Raw genomic sequence first — 22,964 nt, 5'->3', positions numbered from 1 at the left:
TTCATTCCTGTCGGTAGAGTTCGGCGACACCGGCCGCGCCAAGCCTTGTCAGGCAAGCGGCGGCGGTTTCGCCTGAAAGTCGTGCGCGGCGGATCGCTGCTGCGACGCGGCTGACGCCGCGCGCGGCGTCATAGCCCGGCCTGTAGCCGGCAGGAAGGGCCTTTGCCGTCGCGTTCACGACAAGTCCGGCTCCGTTTTCGCCGCCGACCAGTGTGAGTGCGGCCGGGCCCGGGTGAGCGCAGCCCTTGGCACAGCCGGAAATGTGCAGGGTGAAGTCGAGCACGTCGGCGTTTTCAGCAGCGATCGACTCGGCGATGTCGCGCGTTGCGATGCGGCCAGAGGCGCAGGCGGGTGTGCCGGGGCACGCGGCGATGCGTGTGCGGGGATCGGTGGGGGTGGTCACGAAGCCGAGGGCGGTGGCGGTATCCTGAAGGGGCTGACTGGCGGCGGGTGACTGGCCGAGGAAAAGCAAGGCTCGGCCTGGGGCGAGGCGGATTTCGGTGGTACCGAGGGTCAGCGCGTGCTGGGCGAGGGCGATGAGCTTGTCGGCCGGCATGCTGCCGTAGGGCAGGCTGATGCCGAGGGCGGTGGCGTTGTTGGCGAGGTCAAAGGTTCCGATAGGCCGGAGTTCCTTCGCGCCCCCCTCTGTCCTGCCGGACATCTCCCCCACAAGGGGGGAGATTGAACTCTCATCTCGGCCTTCGCCAATCACCGACGTTGCAATTGGAGCGCCGGCGTCCAAGCTGCCGATCTCCCCACCCGTGGGGGAGATGTCCGGCAGGACAGAGGGGGGCGTGACGGAGTGCCAACCTGCGAGAGAAGCCAACTGCCGTTCCGACAAATCCCTTGTGTGTGCCTCACGGCCCTTCTCGGCAACCATCCTCACGGCAGCCACAGTGATATCGCGCGCTGCATCGTCTCCCACCGTGGCGAGCGGCCTTGCATTCTGCCCGTCACCAGCGACAGACACCCGCCACCGAATTCCCGCATCGGTGCGCACCGCACAAAGCCGCACATCGGCCGTCACCGCATCCATCGTCAGTTGCCCACCGCCGTCGACAACCACCGAAACCTTCGGTCCCAATCTTGCCGTCAGCCCGGCTTCCACGACCGCCATCCTGATCCGCTCAGCCAACGGTCGCGGATCGGCTATCTCGTGCGGATCTAGCCCGGCCAGCGGCCCGGTCTCTACCGGCACGCCGGTGCGTACTGCAATGCCCAGCGCATTCACCTCAGCCGCCAGCAGCGCTGCGCTTTCGGTTGTCAGCCCGCGGATCTGCAAACTGCCACGCGCGGTGACTTCCATGATGCCGTTGCCGTGCCGCAGGGCGGATTCGGCTAACCCGATCAAAAGCTTCGGCGAAAGTCCTCCCGCTACCGGGTTGAGCCGCACCAGCAGCCCATCGCCGGTCTGCATCGGCGCGGAGAGTGCGGGGCAGGCGCCGCGGCGCGAGAAGGCGTTCATGCCGCCACCCCTAACGCCTGGGCCTCGGCAATCAGTGCCGCCAAATCGTCGTCGATGGAATTGCGCAAGGGATGCCAGAGGCCGCGCCGCCGCGCTGATAGAAAGCGCTCGGCAATGACTTTTGCGGCGGCAGGGTTCTCGCGCAGGATGAAGGCGCGCACTTCCGCGTCGCCGAGATAGGCGTCATGCACGGCCTCGATCAGCGTGCCCGAAATGGCATGCGTGGTTTCGGCGAAGCCGATGAGACGGTCGACTGTTTCGGCGAATTCGGAAGCGCCGCGCGGGCCGTGGCGCATCTGACCTGATATGAAGCGGGGATTGACCGCGCGAGCACGCACGACGCGGGCCACTGCCTCGCCAACCGAGCGCGGCCTCGGCTTTTGCGGATCGGTGGTGTCGAGTACGATGACGTCGGCATTCCTGCCGAGGGCGGCCAGGGCTGCCGAAAAGCCGCCGATGAAGGCGACGTCGGCGGAGCCTTCGAGGATGTCGCGGCCGGGGTCGTCGCCGGTGTGGACGAGAAGATCAGCCTCGGCGATGCGGGTTTCGAAGGCGCCGGGCGCTGAAACGCCTTCGCCCTCGGCGCCGCCATAGGCATGCGACGTGGCATTGAGATAGGCGCGGCCGATTTCTTCTCGCGCGCCCCAGTCGCCGCTTGCCAAAAGATCCTCGACGCCGGCGCCGTAGGTGCCGGGCGAGGTGCCGAAAATGCGCGGGCTGATCTTGCCATCCGTGCGGGTCCGGGCCGCCAGGGGGTTTTCCGAATCCTCCTCGTCGCGTGTGGCGACGGCGCTGGCGGCGGCATCGATCAGCGCGATCTGGGTCGGGAACATGTCGCGGAACAGGCCCGATATGCGCCAGGTTACATCGACGCGCGGCCGTCCGAGAGCGGCCGGCGGCAGCACCTCAATGCCGGTGATGCGACCGGTCGCCGAATCCCATTGCGGCCGGCAGCCCATCAGCGCCAGGCCTTGCGCGATCTCCTCGCCGCCGGTGCGCAGCGAGGCCGAGCCCCAGAGGTCGATGACCAGCGAGCGCGGCCAGTCGCCATGCGACTGCATGTAGCCGCGCACGACCTCTTCCGCCGCCGCTCTGCCGAGATCGTAGGCTGTCGGGGTCGGCATGGTGCGCGGGTCCGATGCGAACAGGTTGCGGCCGGTGGGCAGCACGTCGGAGCGGCCGCGCGCCGGCGCGCCGGCCGGGCCGGCCCTGACGTGGCGGCCGTCGAGCGCGGCAAGCAGGGCCGACTTCTCGGCTGCAGCACTTTGCCGGCGCATCGCGTCGGGCTCGTCGTCGGGCGCGCGGCCATAGATGTGCAGGCCGTCCTTGATGGCGAAATCTTTGAGGTCGCAGAGCCAGGCGTCGATGCGGCGCAGCGCTTCGTCGGGCGCATCGCTCTTGGCAACGCCGGCCTCCGAGGCAAGTCCGGTCTTTTGCGCCGTCTCGACGATCAGCTTGGCCAGACGGTCGCGGCGGCGGCGGTCGAGCCCGTCGGCCTGGGCATACTCGTCGACCAGCCGCTCGAGCCTGTGCTGGTTTTCGTCCAGCCCGGCGCCGGCCAGCGGCGGCGGCAGATGGCCAAGGGTGACGGCGGCAATGCGCCGCTTGGCCTGTGCGGCCTCGCCGGGATTGGAGACGATGAAGGGATAGATGACGGGCAGTGGGCCGGTGACGATCTCGGGAAAGCAGTTTTCCGAGAGTGCAACGGTCTTGCCGGGCAGCCATTCCAGCGTGCCATGGGCGCCGACATGGATGAGGGCCTGCACGCCGAGGGATTTTTGCAACCAGAGACCAAAGGCGATCAGCGCATGGCGTGGGGGGAGCGTCGGGTCGTGATAGTCGGCGCGGCGGTCGGCGGAGCGGCCGCGATCGGGGGCGAGGGCTACGGTGATGTTGCCGAAGGTGGCGGCTCGGAAAGGGAAGTGTTTTTCGCCAGCGCGCGGCGAAGGCCGGCGTTCTGTCGCGCCCCCCTCTGTCCTGCCGGACATCTCCCCCGCGAGGGGGGAGATTGGGCCGTCATCGGCGCTTTCGCCAATCTCAAACGTTGCAGGAAGGGAGCCGGCAGCGGAGCTGCCAATCTCCCCCCAAGTGGGGGAGATGTCCGGCAGGACAGAGGGGGGCGCCTCGCGCAAACCTGCCTCTTCCGCCTTGCCCCATGCGGCATCTACCGCAGCAATTGCCGCCGTCGGCAGCTCCTTCGAAAGGGCGAGATACTCCGCAAGCCCCAACTCGTCGCCGCTTCGCTCCAACAAATCGAGCAATTCCCGCGGCGTTTGCGGAATCCCTTCAACCGCATAGCCCTGCTCCTTCAGGTCATGCAGCATCGCCAGCACGCTGGATGGCACGTCGAGCCCGACGGCATAACCGGTGCGGCCGGGGGCGCTTGGATAGTCGGGGATCAGGATGGCGAGCTTGCGCGTCGCGCGTGGCGTCTGTTGGAGCTTGATGAAGGCCGCAACGCGGTTTGCCACCTGCGCCACGCGGTCGGGCTCTGGCCGATTGGCAAAGGAGCGAAAAGCCAGCGCCGGGTCGGTCTCGCTTTCACCCTTGAAGGAAATCGCGCCCGCGAGGATGCGGCCGTCGAGTTCGGGCAGCACGACATGCATGGCGAGGTCGGCGGGCGCCAGGCCGCGCTGGTTCTTGTCCCAGACGTCGCGGCGGGTGGTGGCGACGATGACCTGGAAGACAGGCACGCCGGCGCGGTCGAACAGGGTTTCGACGCCGGGTTCGGCGCCGGAGGCGAAGGCTGTCGCGGTGATGATGGCGGCGGGGTTCAGGGAGGCCAGCGCGGTTTCCACGAAGGCGAGGGATGCCGGGTCTTTCAGGCTGGAGACGAAGATGGGGGCCGGGGTGAGGCCGCGTTGCCGCAGCGCTTCAAAAAGGGCATCGATCGGCGCGACGTCGGCGGCCAGCAGCATCGAGCGGTAGAAGAGGATCGGCACGACCTTTCCCTCTACTTCGAGGGGGAGGGGGACGACGCCATGGCTCAGCTCGTAGTAGCCCGCTTTAGGCACGCTTACCGGCTCTAGGACAGCCGCATCCTGCCCAGCCAACCCTGCCAGCCTGTGCACCAGCGCGGTCATGTTCGCAGGGCCGCCCTCGCGGAAATAGCCAAGCAATGCATCGAGCTCCCCGCGCGGCAGCGTCGAGGATTCGATCAGGCGCAGATCCTCATCGTGGCTCTCGCCCGGCAGCAGCGCCAGTTTGATGCCGCGGGCGCGGGCGGTCGAGGCGAGCTGGTCGCAGCCATAACGCCACCACTCGTAGCCGCCGAGGATGCGAACCAGAATGACCTTGGCGTGGCGGGCAACGCTGTCGACCCACAGGTCGACGGACATCGGATGGCGCAGGTCGCGCAGTGCCGCGAGCCGCATCGATGGCAAGCGTGCCGCGTCGGCCTTCCATGCCGCCGCCAGTCCGGCGAGATCGCTGTCGGTAAAGGACAGCGCAACGACATCCGCCGGCGTCTGCCGGAGATCGACAGGCTCGGCGAGATCGTCGAGCGAGGCGGATGTGGTGGTGAGGATGTGCATCGCGGCTCGTGCCTGAGATCAGCCGGCGAGTATACGCTCGATCGCCGGGCGGTTCAGCCCCTTCAGGCCGATGACGACGAGGCGCGAGCGGCGGTCGTCTTGAGCGGTCCAGGCGCGATCGTAATAGTGATTGACGCGCGGGCCGACGGCCTGCAGCAAAAGCCGCATCGGCTTGCCGCCGACCTCGACGAAGCCTTTGACGCGCAGCACGTTTTCTTCTTCGGCCGCAATGGCGACGCGCTTTGCCAGCTCATCGGGATTGGCGATCGAGGCAATGTCGACGATGAAGGTGTCGAAGTCGTCATGCTCGTGGTCGAAGGCGCCGTCATGATGCGACTTGCGGTTCTCTATGTCTTCCTCGACGGCGAGGCCGAGGCCGAGCAGTACTGAGGGGTCGACCTTGCCATGCGATGTCGGCACGATTTTAACGGCGCGGGCGGAGTGTTCGGTGATGATGGCGTTGGCGCGGGCCGAACCGGCGGCGTCCATCAAATCGCTCTTCGACAGGATGATCAGGTCGGCGCAGGCGATCTGGTCCTCGAACACTTCCTCGACCGGGTCGTCATGGTCCAGCGTCTCGTCCTGAGCGCGCTGCGCCTGCAGGGCGTCCATGTCGTTGGCGACGCGGCCTTCGGCCAGCGCCGGCCCGTCGACCACGGCAATGACGCCGTCGACGGTGACGCGGCTCTTCACGCTCGGCCACTGGAAAGCTTGGACCAGCGGCTTGGGCAGCGCCAGGCCCGAGGTTTCGATCAGGATGTGGTCGACCTTCGGCGTCAATGCGAGGATCTGGTCGAGCGCCGGCACGAAATCGTCGGCGACGGTGCAGCAGATGCAGCCATTGGCCAGTTCGACGATGTTTTCCTCCGGGCAGGTGTCGATGCCGCAGCCTTTGAGGATCTCGCCGTCAATGCCGATGTCGCCAAACTCGTTGACGATGATGGCAATGCGCTTGCCGCCGGCGTTCTCCAGGAGATGGCGGACCAGCGTCGTCTTGCCGGCGCCGAGGAAGCCGGTGACGACGGTGCAGGGAACTCGGGAAACGGAAGCGTTCATGATCAGTCCTTCAGCAGGTCGAGGGGAGGAATGCGGGCGACGAGGCCGCGCTTGAGGCTATCGGGGCGGCCGCGCCACGGGATCAGGCCGTCGGTCGAGGTGGCGAAGAGTTTGGCGCCAGCAACGAGGTCGGCGCCGCTGGTCAAGGTCAGGTCGCCGAAGACATAGCTCCAACAGCCGTCACGCAGGATGGCGGCGCTGAGGCGCCGCTTGCAATTGCCGAGGCATTCGACGGTGTGGATGCGGATATCTTCGCCCGATGCGGCGCGGCGCGTGTCTTGCGCGAGCAGTTCGCCGGCGCGGGGATGGGCGTCGGAGCCGGTCTCGTCGCGGCACGAGGCGCAGACGATGACAGTGACGCCGGCCAAGGCATCACTGTCGCCGGACAAAATATCCGCTGTTTCAGCCGAAAAACTGCTGTCGCGTTCCAAATCAGGCTCCTTGCCCGGAAAACCCGCCAGGCGATCGGATACTTTATGTCCTAGACGGCAGGTCTCCTGGCTCGCGGGTCATCGCCTTGGGTGCCGCCTTCCCGGTGTTACCCAGTGGTTTTCGGCCCAGGCTCTTCGCTTACAGTTGCGGGGACAGCCGCGGATTTGAGATTTTCATCCCGCACCGCATTCCCTCTTGGCTCCTCCCTTTGAAGAGAAGAGACCGTCTGGACCGGATTTAGGCTTGTGTATGCAGGCGTGTCAACGCACGTCTACGACGCGGCGATGTCGGCGAGCGGCTGCCCGAGATCGCCGGCGGGTGTCACTTCGATACGCTCAAGGCCGAGCCAGCCCTGCATCAGCTTCAATTCTTCGAACAGTTCTGCTGCGGTTTCGGCCTGTGCGCCGGGTTCGGCGTAAGTGGCATGGACGCGCAGCACGCTGGCGGGGCGGTCGGCTTTGAGGTCGACGCGGGCGACGATCCTGTCGCCAAGCAGGAACGGCAGCACGTAGTAGCCGTACTGGCGTTTTTCGGCCGGCGTGTAGATCTCGATGCGGTAGCGGAAGTTGAACAGGTTTTCGGTGCGCGTCCGCTCGAAGACGACCGGATCGAAGGGCGCCAGCAAGGCACGTGCCTCGATCCGGCGCGGCAAACGGGCGTCCCTATGGAGATAGGCTGGTTTGTCCCAGCCCTCGACGCGCATGGGCAAAAGTTCGCCGGTCTCGACCAGTTCCTCGAGGCGGCCCTTCATATCGGCGGGGGAAAGGCGGAAGTAGTCGCGCAGGTCGCCTGATGTCGCGATGCCATGGGCGCGGGCGGAAATGCGCAGCAATTCGCGGTGTGCGTCCTCGGCGGCGGGAACGGCCAAGTCGAGGATTGCTTGTGGCAGCACGCGTTCGGGCAGATCATAGAACCGTTCGAAACCGCGCCGCGACGCCGTGGTGATGCGGCCTGCCCAGAACAGCCATTCGAAGGCGTGTTTGGCGTGGCTCCAGCCCCACCAGCCGCCAGAGCCTTTCTGGCCCTCGAGCGCCGAGGCAGCAATCGGACCCCGGTCAACGACCTGGCGATAGATCTCTTCGATATAGGCGGCGTGTTCGCGACCCCATTTGGCCAGGCCCAGATACATCTCGCCGCCGCTCTCGGCTCGCTGCATGCGCCAGCGCATCAGCGGGTATGTCTCGACCGGCAGGAAGGAGGCCTCGTGCGCCCAATACTCGAAGACCGTGCGCTTGCGGGTCATGGCGGCGTTGTCGAGCAAAGCCAGCGGGTAGGGGCCGAGGCGGGAATAGAGCGGCATGTAGTGGGCACGCACCACGGCGCTGACGGAATCGATCTGCAGCAGGCCAATGCGGGAAAGCACGCGGGCGAAGTGGCGGCGGTCGGGTGTGCCGGCGGGGCGGGCATCGTTGAAGCCTTGAGCCGCCAGCGCGATGCGGCGGGCCATGGCGAGCGAGATCTTTTCCTTCATGGGAGACAGGACTCTGATGATTTTCGAGCAAAAGGAGCCGGTGATTCCGCCTCATGCTAACAGGGTTTTGGCGAGATCGATGTCAGGAGAGAAAAGTGGAGTAGAAAGTGAAGGAAATCAAACAGGAGCGGAACGGACCAGTTTCTTCCTAAGTGCCGTCCAGCACCGTGTTTTGAACAAGGTTTGACTTGCTTCGCCGAAAGCGCTGCGCTAACCCTCGCCGCGTTGCAGCATAGGCACTTAAAACGGTTCAGCGGTTAAACTGTCACGCTTCCGCATTAGGGTTCGTTGCTGTAATCAGAGTGGATTGGCCGCCAACGGAAAGCTGCTGCATGACCGCACTTTTGAGTTCGTATCTGCCCATCGTCCTGTTCATCGGCGTGGCGCTGGTCGTAGGCCTGGCGCTGCTTGTGGCGCCGTTCCTGGTGGCCTACCGCAATCCCGATCCGGAAAAGCTTTCCGCCTATGAGTGCGGCTTCAACTCGTTCGACGATGCCCGCATGAAATTCGACATCCGCTTCTACCTGGTGTCGATCCTGTTCATCATCTTCGATCTGGAAGTGGCCTTCCTGTTTCCGTGGGCGGTGTCGTTCTCGAAAATCGGCATGCTCGGTTTCTGGTCGATGATGGTGTTTTTGGCGGTGCTGACCATCGGCTTTGCCTATGAATGGAAAAAAGGAGCTCTGGAATGGGATTGAGCGACAGTTCCGGTACGCTCGTCGCGCCGAAGCCCAAGGGCCTGATTGATCCTAACACCGGCCGGCCGGTGGGGTCTGACGATCCGTTCTTCCTCGAAATCAACAACGAGCTGGCCGACAAGGGCTTTCTGGTCACCTCGACCGAGGCGTTGATCACCTGGGCGCGAAGCGGCTCGCTGATGTTCATGACCTTCGGTCTTGCCTGCTGCGCGGTCGAGATGATCCACACCTCGATGCCGCGCTACGACTCGGAGCGCTTCGGGGTTGCGCCGCGTGCGTCTCCGCGCCAGTCCGACATCATGATCGTCGCGGGAACGCTGACCAACAAGATGGCGCCGGCGCTGCGCAAGGTCTATGACCAGATGCCGGAGCCGCGCTACGTCATCTCGATGGGCTCCTGCGCCAATGGCGGCGGCTATTATCACTATTCCTATTCGGTGGTGCGCGGCTGCGACCGCGTCGTGCCGGTCGACATCTATGTGCCCGGCTGCCCGCCAAGCGCGGAAGCGCTGCTCTACGGCATTCTTCTCCTGCAGAAGAAGATCCGCCGCACCGGCACGATCGAACGGTAGGCCCAATGAGTGCATCCCTGAGCGAACTGTCGACTTATCTGAGTGAAAAGCTGACCGGCCGGATCGGCGAAGCGGTTTTTGCCTATGGCGAACTCACCGTTGCTGTCGAGCCGGGCAATCTGATCGAGGTGGTGACCTTCCTGCGCGACGATGCGCGCTGCCAGTTCATCTCGATCATCGATGTCTGCGGTGCCGACTATCCGTCGCGCGCCAAGCGCTTCGATGTCGTCTATCACCTCTTGTCGCCGAAGCAGAATGTGCGCATCCGCCTGAAAGTTCAGGCCGACGAGGAAACGGTGGTGCCGTCGCTCACCGGCGTGTTTCCCGGCGCCGACTGGTTCGAGCGCGAGACCTACGATCTCTATGGCGTTTTGTTCTCAGGCCATCCCGACCTGCGCCGCATCCTCACCGACTACGGTTTCGAAGGCCATCCGTTGCGCAAGGATTTCCCGCTGACCGGTTTCGTCGAAGTGCGCTACGACGACGAGGCCAAGCGCGTCATCTACGAGCCGGTGGAATTGAAGCAAGAATTCCGCAATTTCGATTTTCTTTCCCCGTGGGAAGGCACCGACTACGTGCTGCCTGGGGATGAAAAAGCCAAGACGAATTGAGGCGCCAGAATGGCTGAAACCTCTGTCCGCAATTTCAACATCAATTTTGGACCGCAGCATCCCGCCGCGCATGGCGTTTTGCGGTTGGTTCTTGAGTTGGACGGCGAAGTCGTCGACCGCGTCGATCCGCATATCGGGCTGTTGCATCGCGGCACCGAAAAGCTGATCGAGCACAAGACCTATCTGCAGGCGGTGCCCTATCTCGACCGGCTCGACTATTGCGCGCCGATGAATCAGGAGCATGCCTTTGCACTCGCCACCGAGCGGCTGCTCGGCATCGAGGTGCCGAAGCGCGGCCAGCTCATCCGGGTCCTCTATTCGGAGATGGGGCGCATCATGTCGCACATCCTGAATGTCACGACGCAGGCGATGGACGTAGGCGCACTAACGCCGCCGCTTTGGGGCTTCGTCGAACGCGAAAAGCTGATGGTGTTTTATGAGCGCGCCTCCGGCTCGCGCATGCACGCGGCCTATTTCCGGCCCGGCGGCGTGCACCAGGACCTGCCGCAGAAGCTTGTCGAGGATATCGGCAAGTGGATCGATCCGTTCCTCAAGTCGATCGATGACCTTGACCAACTGCTGACCCCCAACCGCATCTTCAAGCAGCGCAATGTCGATATCGCCACTGTGTCGCTGGCCGATGCCTGGGCCTGGGGTTTCTCGGGCGTCATGGTGCGCGGCTCGGGCGCTGCCTGGGATCTGCGCAAGTCGCAGCCCTATGAATGTTATTCGGAGATGGATTTCGACATCCCGATCGGCAAGAACGGCGACTGCTACGACCGTTACCTTGTGCGCATGGAAGAGATGCGCCAGTCGGCGAAGATCATGCGCCAGTGCGTCGACCTTTTGCTCGGCAAGGAACTCACCGGCCCGGTGTCGAACCTCGACGGCAAGGTTGTGCCGCCGAAGCGCCAGGCGATGAAGCGCTCGATGGAAGCGCTGATCCATCACTTCAAGCTCTACACCGAGGGCTACCGCGTGCCCGCCGGCGAGGTCTATGCGGCCGTCGAGGCGCCGAAAGGCGAATTCGGCGTCTATCTGGTCTCCGACGGCTCCAACAAGCCCTATCGCTGCAAGCTGCGCGCGCCAGGTTTCGCGCATCTGCAAGCCATGGACTTTTTGTGCCGCGGCCACATGCTGGCCGACGTCACGGCCATCCTCGGCTCCCTCGACATCGTGTTTGGTGAGGTCGATCGCTAAATGTCAGTCCGCCGTCTCGCAGAAGCCAGCGTCCAGCCAGCCTCCTTCGCCTTCAACCGGGCGAATGCGGCAGCGGCCAAGCAATGGATCAAGAAATATCCGAAGGGCCGCGAACAGTCGGCGATCATCCCGCTGCTGATGATAGCGCAGGAGCAGGAAGGCTGGGTTACCAAGGCGGCGATCGAGACCATCTCCGACATGCTCGGCATGCCCTATATCCGAGGGCTCGAAGTCGCGACTTTCTACACGCAGTACCAGCTGAACCCGGTCGGCACGCGCGCCCATATCCAGGTCTGCGGCACCACGCCTTGCATGCTGCGCGGCTCGGAAGCGCTGATGGATGTGTGCCGGTCGAAAATCCATCACGACCAGTTCCACACCAACGACAAGGGTACGCTGTCGTGGGAAGAGGTCGAGTGCCTCGGCGCCTGCGTCAACGCACCGATGGTGATGATCTTCAAGGATACGTTTGAAGACCTGACGCCGGAACGTCTTGCCGAAATCATCGACCTGTACGGCGCCGGCAAGGGCGCTTCGGTGACGCCGGGACCGCAGAACGGCCGCACCACGTCGGAGCCGATTACCGGTCTGACGACGCTGAAGAGCGAAAAGGCAATCCTCAAGACGACCCGCGACAAGGAAGACAGGGCAGCCGCGAAGGCAGCCCAGGATGCGGCGTCGGCTGCTGCACCGGCAGCCCCGGCGCCTGCTGCACCCGTGGCACCGTCGAATGCCGGCAAGCCGAAGACCGATGCCCCTGAAACGAGCCCGGCGCTGAAATCGCCTTCGGCAACGAAGGTTGCCCCGGCTGTGGAAAAGGCGGCGAGCGTTTCGGCCCCGCTGCATTCGGCCGCCAACGCCAATAAGGCAGCACCCGAGGTCGAAAAGGTCACTAAGCAGCGCAATGGTCCGAAGGCCAAGGCCGAGCCGGCTGCCGCCTTCAAGGCGCCGGAGGCCAAGGCTGCACCGGCGAAAGCTGGCGCCAGCGCCAAGCCGGCAAAGCCGTCGCTCGAGGACAAGAACCGCCCGGCCGGAATCGAAAAGCCGGCGCTGGTCGACGATCTCAAGCTGATCTCCGGTGTCGGGCCGAAGATCGAGGGTATCCTGCATACGCTCGGCATCTTCACTTTCGCGCAGGTCGCTTCCTGGAAGAAGGGCGAGCGCGAGTGGATGGACGGCTATCTCGCCTTCCACGGCCGCATCGAGCGCGACGACTGGGTCAAGCAGGCCAAGGCGCTCGCCAAGGGCGGCGTCGCCGAATACATCCGCGTCTTCGGCAAGAAGCCGGTCTGAGGGACGAACAATGCTTCAGGACAGAGACCGTATCTTCAACAACATCTACGGCCGGTTCGACAAGTCGCTGGCCGGCGCGATTTCGCGCGGCGCCTGGGACAACACGCCCGGCATCATCGCCAAAGGGCGCGAGTGGATCGTCAACGAGATGAAGGCCTCGGGCTTGCGCGGCCGCGGCGGCGCCGGCTTTCCGACCGGGTTGAAATGGTCGTTCATGCCCAAGCAGAGCGACGGCCGGCCGAGCTATCTCGTCGTCAATGCCGACGAATCCGAGCCCGGCACCTGCAAAGACCGCGATATCCTGCGCCACGACCCGCACACGCTGGTCGAGGGCTGCCTGATCGCCGGCTTCGCCATGGGTGCGATCGCCGCCTACATCTATGTGCGCGGCGAGTTCATCCGCGAGCGCGAGGCGCTGCAGCGCGCCATCGACGAGGCCTATGCGGCGAAGCTGATCGGCAAGAACAACACGTCCGGCTATGACTTTGATATCTATATGCATCACGGCGCCGGAGCCTATATTTGCGGCGAGGAAACGGCGCTGCTCGAAAGCCTCGAAGGCAAGAAGGGCCAGCCACGGCTGAAGCCGCCATTCCCGGCCAATGTCGGCCTCTATGGCTGCCCGACGACGGTCAACAATGTCGAATCGATCGCTGTCGCGCCGACCATTCTGCGCCGCGGCGCGTCGTGGTTCTCGTCCTTTGGCCGGCCCAACAATGTCGGCACCAAGCTGTTTTGCATCTCCGGCCACGTCAACAATCCGTGCACCGTCGAAGAGGCGATGTCGATCCCGTTCCGCGAGCTGATCGAGACGCATTGCGGCGGCATCCGTGGCGGCTGGGACAATCTTTTGGCGGTCATTCCGGGCGGCGCTTCTGTGCCGCTGGTGCCGGCAGAGCAGATCATCGACGCGCCGATGGATTTCGATGCGCTGCGCGATCTGAAGTCGGGCCTCGGCACGGCGGCAGTCATCGTCATGGACAAGTCGACGGACATCGTGAAGGCGATCGCGCGGCTTTCCTACTTCTACAAGCACGAAAGCTGTGGCCAGTGCACGCCGTGCCGCGAAGGCACCGGCTGGATGTGGCGGGTGATGGAGCGGCTGGTGCGCGGCGAGGCGCAAAAGCGCGAGATCGACATGCTGCTCGACGTCACCAAGCAGGTCGAAGGCCACACGATCTGCGCGCTGGGCGACGCGGCGGCATGGCCGATCCAGGGCCTGATGCGGCATTTCCGCGGCGAGGTGGAGCGGCGCATCGACGAGTTTTCACGCAACGCACATCGGGCCGAACCGGTGATGGTGGCGGCGGAGTAGTCGAAGAAGTTGCAATGCGGGCCAAAGCCCGAAACTGACATACCGGGGGCGGGGCATACGAAGAAACGACCAGGAGATACCGATGGCGCCGTATTCGATACCCTACCCGTTGATGCCCGACATGGACCAGTTCGAGAAGATGAACCAGGATTTGACCAGGATGATGCCGAAGGAGATGGCCAGCGCCGTCAACCTTTTGGCGCATCCTGTCGCGGGTGCCGCCGCAATGTCGGCGCTCGGCATCGGGCTGGCCAACCATGCCTTTGGCGTATGGATGGGCGCGCTTTCAGGTGCTGCCGAGGCCTCGCAGCGGCTTTTCCAGCCGATCGTCGATGATTTCGAGGCAAGAAGTGAACACTTTTCGGAAGCCACGACGAGCTCTTCCACCAAGGCGCGCGCGGCGACCAAGACCTTGATTGCCGAGGCGCAGACCTTCGCCCAGGATGTGACCGATATTGCTGCCCGCACCGTGAGCGAGGCGCCGGTAGCACCCGATACGAGCGCTGTTGTCGGCAATGCTGCGAACGGGCTGCTGCCTGAGGATTTCAGGCAGCCCAAGGCTATGGACCGGCCGGCCAAGCCGTCGGATCTCAAGGCGATAACGGGCGTCGGACCGAAACTGGAAAAGGTCCTGAACGGCCTCGGCATCTGGACATTTTCCCAGGTCGCCGCCTGGACGCCGGAAGAGATCGCCTGGGTCGAGGATTATTTGTCGCTCAACGGCCGCATCGGCCGCGATGAGTGGGCCCGTCAGGCGGCGGCACTTGTGCTGGCCGCCAAGGCCAAGAAGTAAGGGGCGGGGCAAATTGAAGATAGAAAACGCTGAGATCGCCGGCATGATGATCAATGGCATCGGGTTGAGCGATCTTTTTCAGGCATATGAGACGGCGAAAACCGCCGGGGGCAATTGATGGCAAAGCTCAAGGTCGACGGGAAAGAGATCACTGTACCCGACCACTATACGCTGCTGCAGGCGGCCGAGGACGCTGGCGCGGAAGTGCCGCGCTTCTGCTTCCATGAGCGGCTGTCGATCGCCGGCAATTGCCGCATGTGCCTGATCGAGGTGAAGGGCGGGCCGCCCAAGCCGCAGGCTTCCTGCGCCATGGGCGTGCGCGATTTGCGCCCCGGTCCGAACGGCGAGGCACCGGAAATCTTCACCAACACGCCGATGGTCAAGAAGGCCCGCGAAGGCGTCATGGAATTCCTTTTGATCAACCATCCGCTCGATTGCCCGATCTGCGACCAGGGTGGCGAGTGCGACCTGCAGGACCAGGCGATGGCCTTCGGCGTCGATTCCTCGCGCTACAAAGAGAACAAGCGGGCGGTCGAGGACAAATATATCGGGCCGCTGGTCAAGACGGTGATGAACCGCTGCATCCACTGCACGCGCTGCGTCCGCTTCACCACCGAGGTTGCCGGCATTTCCGAGCTCGGCCTGATCGGCCGCGGCGAGGATGCCGAAATCACCACCTATCTCGAAAGCGCGATGACCTCGGAACTGCAGGGCAATGTCATCGACCTTTGCCCGGTCGGCGCGCTGACCTCGAAGCCCTTTGCCTTCCAGGCACGGCCGTGGGAGCTGACCAAGACCGAATCCATCGACGTGATGGACGCCGTCGGCTCGGCGATCCGCGTCGATTCGAGAGGCCGCGAAGTGATGCGCATCCTGCCGCGCGTCAACGAGGCGGTGAACGAGGAGTGGATTTCCGACAAGACCCGCTTCATCTGGGACGGTTTGCGCACGCAGCGTCTCGACCGCCCCTATGTGCGCAAGGACGGCAAGCTCGTTCCGGCGAACTGGGCCGAGGCATTTGCGGCGATCAAAAACGCGGTGTCGAAGGCGGCGCCCGAGAAGATCGGCGCCATATCAGGCGATCTTGCCGCTGTTGAAGAAATCTATGCGCTGAAGCAGCTTATGGCCGCGCTCGGCTCGAAGAACACCGATTGCCGTCAGGACGGAGCAGCACTCGATCCGTCGCTCGGCCGCGCCAGCTACATCTTCAACCCGACCATCGAAGGCATCGAGCAGGCCGACGCGGTGCTGATCATCGGCGCCAATCCGCGCTTCGAGGCGTCCGTGCTCAACACCCGCATCCGCAAGCGTTGGCGCATCGGCAATCTGCCGGTCGGCGTCATCGGCGAGATCGGCGACACCCGCTACGATTACGAACAGCTGGGTGCCGGACCGGAATCGCTTAAGGATTTGGCTGACGGCAATGGCAAGTTCTTCCAGGTGCTGAAGAAGGCGACGCATCCGCTGATCATCGTCGGCCAGGGCGCGCTGGCGCGCTCGGATGGCGCGGCCGTGCTTGGCCAGGCGGCCAGGCTCGCTGCCGCCGTCAACGCTGCTCGTGCCGACTGGAACGGCTTTGCCGTGCTGCACAATGCGGCCGGACGCGTCGGCGGCCTCGATCTCGGCTTCGTCCCGGGCGAGGGCGGCAAGAATGTCGCCGGCATGCTGGGCGAGATGGACGTGCTGTTCCTGCTCGGCGCCGACGAGATCGACATGGCCAAGACCGGCGGCGCTTTCGTCGTCTATGTCGGCACGCATGGCGATCAGGGCGCGCACCGCGCCAACGTCATCCTGCCGGGTGCTGCCTACACCGAGAAGTCGGGCACCTATGTCAACACCGAGGGACGCGTGCAGCAGACCAACCGCGCCGGCTTCGCGCCGGGCGATGCGCGCGAGGACTGGGCTATCCTCAGGGCACTGTCGGATGTGCTGGGCAAGAAGCTGCCGTTCGATTCGCTGCCGCAATTGCGCGCCAAGCTCTATGGCGACCACCCGCATCTCGCCCGCATCGACCAGGTCGCGGCCGGAAACGCTGACGACATCGCCAAAGTGGCGAAGCTCGGCGGGCGGCTGAACAAGGGTACGTTCACCTCGCCGGTCAAGGATTTCTACCTGACCAACCCGATCGCGCGGGCCTCGGCCGTGATGGCGGAATGCTCGGCGCTGGCGAAAAACGGCTTCAGGCAGGCGGCGGAATAGACATGGACACCTTCTTCTCCATCTACGTGCTGCCGGCGCTGATCATCCTGCTGAAGTCGGTCGTGCTGATCGTCGTGCTTTTGATCTTCGTCGCCTACATCCTCTACGCCGACCGCAAGATCTGGGCGGCGGTGCAGTTGCGCCGCGGACCGAACGTGGTCGGCCCGTGGGGCACGCTGCAGGCTTTCGCCGACCTGTTGAAATTCGTCTTCAAGGAGCCGGTTATACCGTCCGGCGCCAACAAGGGCGTCTTCCTGCTGGCGCCATTGGTTTCCGCTGTGCTGGCGATCTCGGCCTGGGCGGTCATCCCGGTTAATGATGGCTGGGCCATCGCCAACGTCAATGTCGGCATCCTCTATGTCTTCGCCATCTCCTCGCTCGAGGTCTATGGCGTGATCATGGGCGGCTGGGCGTCCAATTCGAAGTATCCGTTCCTCGGCGCGTTGCGCTCGGCGGCGCAGATGGTGTCCTACGAAGTCTCGATCGGTTTCGTCATCGTCACCGTGCTGCTTACCGCAGGCTCGCTCAACCTCACCGATATCGTGCTGTCGCAGCATGACGGGCTTGGCACGCGGCTTGGCCTGCCCAACACGTTCCTCGACTGGAACTGGCTAGCGCTGTTCCCGATGTTCATCATCTTCTTCATCTCGGCGCTGGCCGAGACGAACCGGCCGCCTTTCGATCTGGTGGAAGCCGAATCGGAACTGGTCGCCGGCCACATGGTCGAATATTCGTCGACGCCGTTCCTGCTGTTTTTCCTCGGCGAATATGTCGCCATCGTGCTGATGTGCGCGCTGGCCACCATTCTCTTCCTCGGCGGCTGGCTGCCGCCCTTCGATTTCGCGCCGTTCACGTGGGTGCCGGGCGTCATCTGGTTCGTGCTGAAGGTCTGCTTTGTGTTCTTCGGCATCTCGATGGTGAAGGCGTTCGTACCGCGCTACCGCTACGACCAGTTGATGCGGCTGGGGTGGAAGGTCTTCCTGCCGATCTCGCTGTTCATGGTGGTCGCCACCGCAGCCTTCCTCAAGATCACGGGGTTTGCGTGATGGGCGATTTGGTAGTCTTGCTGTTAGGCGGCGGTTTTGGAGTCCTAGTGGGGTGGCTTCTGTCGCGCTCTGGGGCCCCACTTGAGCAATACCGGAAAAGGCAAACTAGTTTTTTTGGCGTTCCCCTATCCGTTGAGGAGAAGCAAATGGACGAGCATTTCGTCAAGCGCTTCGTTGTGGCTTACCCGCTCATATTGGGCGTCATGTTCGCGGTCGTTGCGTTGGTGGTGTTTGGGAGCGGCAAATGGGTGCACTAACTCAAGCCGCAAAATCGCTGCTGCTGCAGGATTTCGTCAGCGCCTTCTTCCTGTCGATGCGCCAGTTCTTCGCGCCGAAGGAGACGATCAACTATCCGCACGAGAAGGGGCCGACCAGCCCGCGCTTCCGTGGCGAGCACGCGCTGCGCCGTTATCCCAATGGCGAGGAACGCTGCATCGCCTGCAAATTGTGCGAGGCGATCTGCCCGGCGCAGGCCATCACCATCGAGGCCGGCCCGCGCCGCAATGACGGCACGCGCCGCACCGTGCGCTACGACATCGATATGGTGAAGTGCATCTATTGCGGCTTCTGCCAGGAAGCCTGCCCGGTCGATGCCATCGTCGAGGGGCCGAATTTCGAGTTCGCGACGGAGACGCGCGAGGAGCTCTATTACGACAAGGACAAGCTTTTGGCGAACGGCGACCGGTGGGAGCGCGAACTGGCGCGCAACATCTCGCTGGACTCGCCCTATCGCTGACATTTGACGCATGGACGGGGCGAGGGGCCTCGTCTAAGGAACACGCAACTTGCCGACCGGAGGCGGTCGCAAATATCGAACAGGACGAGCGTCCTGTTTCGGACAGGAACCCGGGGGAACCCATGCTGAGTGGACTAGAGGCGGCCTTTTTCTACCTCTTCGCCTTTGTCGCGGTGGCGTCGGCGTTCATGGTCATTTCGTCGCGCAACCCCGTGCATTCGGTGCTGTTCCTGATCCTGACCTTCTTCAATGCCGCCGGCCTGTTCATGCTGACCGGGGCCGAGTTCCTGGCGATGATCCTGCTCGTCGTCTATGTCGGCGCGGTGATGGTGCTGTTCCTGTTCGTCGTCATGATGCTCGACGTCGACTTCGCTGAGATGAAGGAAGGCGCTTTGCAATATGCGCCGATCGGGGCGCTGGTCGGGCTGATCCTGGCGGCAGAGCTGATCGTCGTGCTCGGCGGCTATACATTTGCGCCGCAGCTGGCGTCGACGGTTTCGAAACCGATTCCCGATCTTGCCACGCGGACAAACACGGCCGCGCTCGGCGACATCCTCTATACCGACTATCTCTACTACTTCCAGATTTCAGGCCTCGTGCTGCTGGTCGCCATGATCGGCGCCATCGTGCTGACGCTGCGCCACAAGCCGGGCGTCAAGCGGCAGTCGATCGCAGCCCAGGTCGGCCGCACGCCGGCGACCGGCATGGAAATCCGCAAGGTCAAGACAGGCGAGGGACTCTGAGATGGTCGTCGGCATCGCACATTATCTGACCGTATCGGCGATCCTGTTCACGCTCGGCGTGTTCGGTATCTTCCTCAACCGCAAGAACATCATCGTCATCCTGATGTCGATCGAGCTGATCCTGCTTGCGGTCAACATCAATTTCGTCGCCTTCTCGGCGGCACTCGGCGATCTCGTCGGGCAGGTGTTCGCGCTGTTCGTGCTGACGGTCGCGGCGGCTGAAGCGGCAATCGGTCTTGCCATTCTCGTCGTCTTCTTCCGCAACCGCGGCTCGATCGCGGTCGAAGACGTGAACATGATGAAGGGTTGACGGGAACCACCATGTATCAGGTCATCGTCTTCCTTCCACTGCTCGGCTTCCTGATCGTCGGCCTGTTCGGCTCGTCGCTCGGCGCCAAGGCGTCGGAATACATCACCTCCGGTTTCCTGGTGATATCTGCCGTGCTGTCGTGGGTCGCCTTCTTCTCCGTCGGCTTCGGCGACGGAGAGGTGTTCACCGTGCCGGTGATGCGCTGGATCCAGTCCGGCGGGCTTGAAGCCTCATGGGCGCTTCGGATCGACACGCTGACAGTGGTCATGCTGGTGGTGGTCAACACGGTGTCGGCGCTGGTCCACATCTATTCGATCGGCTACATGCACCATGACCCGAACCGGCCGCGCTTCTTCGCCTATCTGTCGCTGTTCACCTTCGCCATGCTGATGCTGGTGACGGCCGACAATCTGGTGCAGATGTTCTTCGGCTGGGAAGGCGTCGGTCTCGCCTCCTATCTGCTGATCGGCTTCTGGTACAAGAAGCCGTCGGCCAATGCCGCTGCGATCAAGGCCTTCGTCGTCAACCGCGTCGGCGACTTCGGCTTCGCGCTCGGCATTTTCGGCGTCTTCGTGCTGTTCGGCTCGGTCAATCTCGGCACCATCTTCGCCAATGCGGCGACGTTCATCCCCGCCGAAGGCGCACCGGAAGGGGCCGCCGTGCTGACCTTCCTCGGCTATGCGCTCGACAAGCAGTCGGCGATGACCATCGTCTGCCTGCTGCTGTTCATGGGCGCCATGGGCAAGTCGGCGCAGGTGCCACTGCACACCTGGCTTCCGGACGCCATGGAAGGCCCGACGCCGGTCTCGGCACTCATCCATGCCGCCACCATGGTGACGGCCGGCGTGTTCATGCTGGCGCGGCTGTCGCCGCTGTTTGAGCTGTCGCATTCGGCGCTGACGGTGGTCACCTTCATCGGCGCCTTCACCGCCTTCTTCGCGGCGACGGTCGGCCTCGTCCAGAACGACATCAAGCGCGTCATCGCCTATTCGACCTGTTCGCAGCTCGGCTACATGTTCGTGGCGCTCGGCCTCGGCGCCTATGGCGCGGCGATCTTCCATCTGTTCACGCATGCTTTCTTCAAGGCGCTGCTGTTCCTAGGCTCCGGCTCCGTCATCCATGCCGTCTCCGACGAGCAGGACATGCGCAATATGGGCGGCCTCAAGGCGCTCATTCCGAAGACCTACTGGATGATGGTGATCGGCACGCTGGCGCTGACCGGCGTCGGCATACCGGTGACGGTCATCGGCACCGCCGGCTTCTTCTCCAAGGACGCCATCATCGAGGCTGCCTTTGCCGGGCACAATTCGGTCGCCGGCCTCGCCTTCATTCTGCTGGTCATCGCCGCCTGCTTCACCAGCTTCTATTCCTGGCGTCTGATCTTCATGACCTTCCACGGCGAGCCGCGGGCGAGCCACGAGGTCATGCATCATGTCCATGAATCGCCGCCGGTGATGCTGGTGCCGCTGTTCTTCCTGGCGGCAGGCGCGCTGTTTGCCGGCGTGATCTTCCATGGCGCCTTCATCGGCGAGGGCTATGCCGAGTTCTGGAAGGCGTCGCTGTTCACGCTGCCGGACAACCACATCCTGCACGAAATCCATGAATTGCCGCTGTGGGTGGAACTGGCGCCGTTCGTCGCCATGCTGATCGGCTTTGCGATGGCGTGGAAATTCTACATCCGCTCGCCGGAATTGCCCCGGAGCGTCGCCGCCAACCATCGCCTGCTCTACGCCTTCCTGCTCAACAAATGGTATTTCGACGAGCTCTACGACTTCCTGTTCGTGCGGCCGGCAAAGGCGCTCGGTCACTTCCTGTGGAAGACCGGCGACGGAACGATCATTGATGGCCTTGGTCCCGATGGCGTTTCAGCGCGTGTCGTCGATGTCACCAACCGCGTCGTCAAGCTGCAGACCGGCTACCTCTATCACTATGCCTTCGCCATGCTGATTGGCGTTGCCGCACTCGTCACCTGGATGATGCTCTGATGACCAGCTGGCCAATCCTCTCGCTCGTTACCTTCCTGCCGCTGGTTGGTGTGCTGTTCATCCTGCCGATCAATGACGACAGCCCGAATGCGCGCCGCAACATCCGCGCCATCGCGCTATGGACGACGAGCATCACCTTCCTGGTCTCGCTCTCCATCTGGGCCGGCTTCGACAATTCGCAGGCCGGCTTCCAGTTCGTCGAGAAGTTCGCCTGGCTGGATTCCGGCATCTCCTACCATATGGGCGTCGACGGCATCTCGATGCTGTTCGTCATCCTGACCACCTTCCTGATGCCGCTCTGCATCCTGGCCTCGTGGGAATCGATCGAGAAGCGGGTCAAGGCCTATATGATCGCCTTCCTGCTGCTCGAAACGCTGATGATAGGCGTGTTCTGCGCGCTTGATATCGTGCTGTTCTACGTCTTCTTCGAAGCCGGTCTGATCCCGATGTTCATCATCATCGGCGTCTGGGGCGGTAAAAGGCGCGTCTACGCCTCGTTCAAGTTCTTCCTCTATACGCTGGCCGGCTCGGTGCTGATGCTGCTCGCCATCATGGCGATGTTCTACCAGTCCGGCACCACCGACATCCCGACGCTGCTGACCCACCAATTCCCGGCCAGCATGCAGACCTGGCTGTGGCTGGCCTTCTTCGCCTCCTTCGCGGTGAAGATGCCGATGTGGCCGGTGCACACCTGGCTGCCGGACGCCCACGTGGAGGCGCCGACCGCCGGTTCGGTGATCCTGGCTGCCATCCTGCTGAAAATGGGCGGGTACGGCTTCCTGCGCTTCTCGCTGCCGATGTTCCCGCTCGCGTCGGAAATGTTCGCGCCGCTCGTCTTCACGCTGTCCGTCGTCGCCATCATCTACACCTCGCTTGTGGCGCTGATGCAGGAGGACATGAAGAAGCTGATCGCCTATTCGTCGGTCGCCCATATGGGCTTTGTCACCATGGGCATCTTCGCGATGAACCAGGAAGGCGTGCAGGGCGCGATCTTCCAGATGCTGTCGCACGGCCTCGTCTCCGGCGCGCTGTTCCTGTGCGTCGGCGTCATCTACGACCGCATGCACACGCGCGAGATCGACGCCTATGGCGGGCTGGTCAACAACATGCCGAAATACGCCACCGTGCTGATGGTCTTCACCATGGCCAATGTCGGCCTGCCCGGCACCAGCGGCTTTGTCGGCGAGTTCCTGACCATGCTGGGCGTGTTCCGGGTCAACACCTGGGTGGCGTTCTTCGCGGCCACCGGCGTCGTCCTGTCGGCGGCCTATGCGCTCTGGCTCTACCGCCGGGTGATCTTCGGCGCGCTGACCAAGGAAAGCCTGAAGGGCCTGCTTGACCTGTCGACGCGCGAGAAGGTGATCATCTACCCACTGGTCGTGCTGGTCATCTTCTTCGGCGTCTACCCGGCGCCGGTCTTCGACGCGACGGCCGAATCGGTCAAGACGCTCGTCACCAATGTCACCGCATCCATCGGCTCCGCGCAGACCGCGGCAGCGAATTAAC

At 63.6% G+C, this 22,964-nt stretch carries 19 protein-coding genes and 1 riboswitch; of the genes, 14 read left to right on the top strand and 5 right to left on the bottom strand.

Annotated elements, in window-relative coordinates; translation table 11 throughout:
* Nucleotide 1: 1 nt before the first annotated feature.
* From cobG to AC1DX6_RS06935, 5 genes are all read right to left on the bottom strand, one after another.
* Nucleotides 2-1,465, bottom strand: coding sequence for a precorrin-3B synthase (gene cobG, locus AC1DX6_RS06955; RefSeq protein ID WP_477312005.1), 1,464 nt, complete (start codon nt 1,463-1,465; stop codon nt 2-4).
* The gene (locus AC1DX6_RS06950; RefSeq protein WP_477312004.1) at nt 1,462-4,998 is read right to left on the bottom strand and encodes a cobaltochelatase subunit CobN; all 3,537 of its coding nucleotides are present in this window, start codon (nt 4,996-4,998) and stop codon (nt 1,462-1,464) included. The genes cobG and AC1DX6_RS06950 overlap by 4 nt, the downstream gene beginning before the upstream one ends.
* An 18-nt stretch (nt 4,999-5,016) precedes the next feature.
* Nucleotides 5,017-6,054, bottom strand: coding sequence for a cobalamin biosynthesis protein CobW (cobW, locus tag AC1DX6_RS06945; RefSeq protein WP_477312003.1), 1,038 nt, complete (start codon nt 6,052-6,054; stop codon nt 5,017-5,019).
* A 2-nt stretch (nt 6,055-6,056) separates the two neighbouring features.
* Nucleotides 6,057-6,485, bottom strand: a complete 429-nt coding sequence (locus AC1DX6_RS06940) for a DUF1636 family protein (protein WP_477312002.1) — start codon at nt 6,483-6,485, stop codon at nt 6,057-6,059.
* A gap of 39 nt (nt 6,486-6,524) precedes the next feature.
* A riboswitch (cobalamin riboswitch) is annotated at nt 6,525-6,728 on the bottom strand.
* A 29-nt stretch (nt 6,729-6,757) separates the two neighbouring features.
* The gene (locus AC1DX6_RS06935) at nt 6,758-7,957 is read right to left on the bottom strand and encodes a winged helix-turn-helix domain-containing protein (protein WP_477312001.1); all 1,200 of its coding nucleotides are present in this window, start codon (nt 7,955-7,957) and stop codon (nt 6,758-6,760) included.
* A 332-nt stretch (nt 7,958-8,289) separates the two neighbouring features.
* Between AC1DX6_RS06935 and AC1DX6_RS06930 the strand changes: the two genes are divergently transcribed.
* From AC1DX6_RS06930 to AC1DX6_RS06865, 14 genes are all read left to right on the top strand, one after another.
* Nucleotides 8,290-8,655 carry an NADH-quinone oxidoreductase subunit A gene (locus AC1DX6_RS06930; RefSeq protein WP_477274832.1) on the top strand — a complete coding sequence of 122 codons (366 nt, stop codon included), beginning with the start codon at nt 8,290-8,292 and terminating at the stop codon, nt 8,653-8,655.
* On the top strand, nt 8,646-9,227 hold the full coding sequence (locus AC1DX6_RS06925; protein ID WP_027025969.1) for a NuoB/complex I 20 kDa subunit family protein: 582 nt from the start codon (nt 8,646-8,648) through the stop codon (nt 9,225-9,227). The genes AC1DX6_RS06930 and AC1DX6_RS06925 overlap by 10 nt, the downstream gene beginning before the upstream one ends.
* Nucleotides 9,228-9,232: 5 nt before the next feature.
* Nucleotides 9,233-9,838, top strand: a complete 606-nt coding sequence (locus AC1DX6_RS06920; RefSeq protein WP_477312000.1) for an NADH-quinone oxidoreductase subunit C — start codon at nt 9,233-9,235, stop codon at nt 9,836-9,838.
* 9 nt (nt 9,839-9,847) lie between these two features.
* Nucleotides 9,848-11,038, top strand: coding sequence for an NADH-quinone oxidoreductase subunit D (locus AC1DX6_RS06915; RefSeq protein ID WP_477311999.1), 1,191 nt, complete (start codon nt 9,848-9,850; stop codon nt 11,036-11,038).
* Nucleotides 11,039-12,331, top strand: coding sequence for an NADH-quinone oxidoreductase subunit E (locus tag AC1DX6_RS06910; protein ID WP_477311998.1), 1,293 nt, complete (start codon nt 11,039-11,041; stop codon nt 12,329-12,331).
* A 10-nt stretch (nt 12,332-12,341) separates the two neighbouring features.
* Nucleotides 12,342-13,646 (top strand): NADH-quinone oxidoreductase subunit NuoF, encoded by a 1,305-nt coding sequence (nuoF, locus tag AC1DX6_RS06905; protein ID WP_477311997.1) that lies wholly within the window; start codon nt 12,342-12,344, stop codon nt 13,644-13,646.
* 82 nt (nt 13,647-13,728) lie between these two features.
* On the top strand, nt 13,729-14,439 hold the full coding sequence (locus AC1DX6_RS06900) for an NADH-ubiquinone dehydrogenase (protein ID WP_477311996.1): 711 nt from the start codon (nt 13,729-13,731) through the stop codon (nt 14,437-14,439).
* Nucleotides 14,440-14,556: 117 nt separating this feature from the next.
* Nucleotides 14,557-16,638 carry an NADH-quinone oxidoreductase subunit NuoG gene (nuoG, locus tag AC1DX6_RS06895; protein ID WP_477311995.1) on the top strand — a complete coding sequence of 694 codons (2,082 nt, stop codon included), beginning with the start codon at nt 14,557-14,559 and terminating at the stop codon, nt 16,636-16,638.
* A gap of 2 nt (nt 16,639-16,640) precedes the next feature.
* Entirely contained in the window at nt 16,641-17,684 is a 1,044-nt protein-coding gene (gene nuoH / locus AC1DX6_RS06890) for an NADH-quinone oxidoreductase subunit NuoH (RefSeq protein WP_477311994.1), read from the top strand.
* A 244-nt stretch (nt 17,685-17,928) separates the two neighbouring features.
* Nucleotides 17,929-18,420 (top strand): NADH-quinone oxidoreductase subunit NuoI, encoded by a 492-nt coding sequence (gene nuoI / locus AC1DX6_RS06885; protein ID WP_292638722.1) that lies wholly within the window; start codon nt 17,929-17,931, stop codon nt 18,418-18,420.
* 122 nt (nt 18,421-18,542) lie between these two features.
* Entirely contained in the window at nt 18,543-19,163 is a 621-nt protein-coding gene (locus AC1DX6_RS06880) for an NADH-quinone oxidoreductase subunit J (RefSeq protein WP_127267204.1), read from the top strand.
* Between the two features lies 1 nt (nt 19,164).
* Nucleotides 19,165-19,473, top strand: a complete 309-nt coding sequence (gene nuoK, locus AC1DX6_RS06875; RefSeq protein WP_477244897.1) for an NADH-quinone oxidoreductase subunit NuoK — start codon at nt 19,165-19,167, stop codon at nt 19,471-19,473.
* Nucleotides 19,474-19,484: 11 nt separating this feature from the next.
* The gene (gene nuoL / locus AC1DX6_RS06870; protein WP_477311993.1) at nt 19,485-21,458 is read left to right on the top strand and encodes an NADH-quinone oxidoreductase subunit L; all 1,974 of its coding nucleotides are present in this window, start codon (nt 19,485-19,487) and stop codon (nt 21,456-21,458) included.
* Nucleotides 21,458-22,963, top strand: a complete 1,506-nt coding sequence (locus AC1DX6_RS06865; protein WP_477311992.1) for an NADH-quinone oxidoreductase subunit M — start codon at nt 21,458-21,460, stop codon at nt 22,961-22,963. Before nuoL ends, AC1DX6_RS06865 begins: the two co-directional genes overlap by 1 nt.
* The last annotated feature ends 1 nt before the right edge of the window (nt 22,964 follow it).

It is taken from the genome of Mesorhizobium sp. P2_C4, assembly GCF_056404575.1.
Note: the sequence above shows the minus strand (reverse complement) of the source record. Positions and strands in the feature narration are given on the sequence as shown.

Excerpts from the sequence above, each read along its gene's own strand:
- AC1DX6_RS06935 (WP_477312001.1), bottom strand. The coding sequence starts at position 7,957 with ATGAAGGAAAAGATCTCGCTCGCCATGGCCCGCCGCATCGCGCTGGCG.
- AC1DX6_RS06900 (WP_477311996.1), top strand. The coding sequence starts at position 13,729 with ATGGCGCCGTATTCGATACCCTACCCGTTGATGCCCGACATGGACCAG.
- cobW (WP_477312003.1), bottom strand. The coding sequence starts at position 6,054 with ATGAACGCTTCCGTTTCCCGAGTTCCCTGCACCGTCGTCACCGGCTTC.
- nuoK (WP_477244897.1), top strand. The coding sequence starts at position 19,165 with ATGGTCGTCGGCATCGCACATTATCTGACCGTATCGGCGATCCTGTTC.
- nuoF (WP_477311997.1), top strand. The coding sequence starts at position 12,342 with ATGCTTCAGGACAGAGACCGTATCTTCAACAACATCTACGGCCGGTTC.
- nuoI (WP_292638722.1), top strand. The coding sequence starts at position 17,929 with ATGGGTGCACTAACTCAAGCCGCAAAATCGCTGCTGCTGCAGGATTTC.
- AC1DX6_RS06915 (WP_477311999.1), top strand. The coding sequence starts at position 9,848 with ATGGCTGAAACCTCTGTCCGCAATTTCAACATCAATTTTGGACCGCAG.
- nuoH (WP_477311994.1), top strand. The coding sequence starts at position 16,641 with ATGGACACCTTCTTCTCCATCTACGTGCTGCCGGCGCTGATCATCCTG.
- nuoL (WP_477311993.1), top strand. The coding sequence starts at position 19,485 with ATGTATCAGGTCATCGTCTTCCTTCCACTGCTCGGCTTCCTGATCGTC.
- AC1DX6_RS06930 (WP_477274832.1), top strand. The coding sequence starts at position 8,290 with ATGACCGCACTTTTGAGTTCGTATCTGCCCATCGTCCTGTTCATCGGC.
- nuoG (WP_477311995.1), top strand. The coding sequence starts at position 14,557 with ATGGCAAAGCTCAAGGTCGACGGGAAAGAGATCACTGTACCCGACCAC.
- AC1DX6_RS06950 (WP_477312004.1), bottom strand. The coding sequence starts at position 4,998 with ATGCACATCCTCACCACCACATCCGCCTCGCTCGACGATCTCGCCGAG.
- AC1DX6_RS06880 (WP_127267204.1), top strand. The coding sequence starts at position 18,543 with ATGCTGAGTGGACTAGAGGCGGCCTTTTTCTACCTCTTCGCCTTTGTC.
- cobG (WP_477312005.1), bottom strand. The coding sequence starts at position 1,465 with ATGAACGCCTTCTCGCGCCGCGGCGCCTGCCCCGCACTCTCCGCGCCG.
- AC1DX6_RS06920 (WP_477312000.1), top strand. The coding sequence starts at position 9,233 with ATGAGTGCATCCCTGAGCGAACTGTCGACTTATCTGAGTGAAAAGCTG.
- AC1DX6_RS06865 (WP_477311992.1), top strand. The coding sequence starts at position 21,458 with ATGACCAGCTGGCCAATCCTCTCGCTCGTTACCTTCCTGCCGCTGGTT.
- AC1DX6_RS06910 (WP_477311998.1), top strand. The coding sequence starts at position 11,039 with ATGTCAGTCCGCCGTCTCGCAGAAGCCAGCGTCCAGCCAGCCTCCTTC.
- AC1DX6_RS06925 (WP_027025969.1), top strand. The coding sequence starts at position 8,646 with ATGGGATTGAGCGACAGTTCCGGTACGCTCGTCGCGCCGAAGCCCAAG.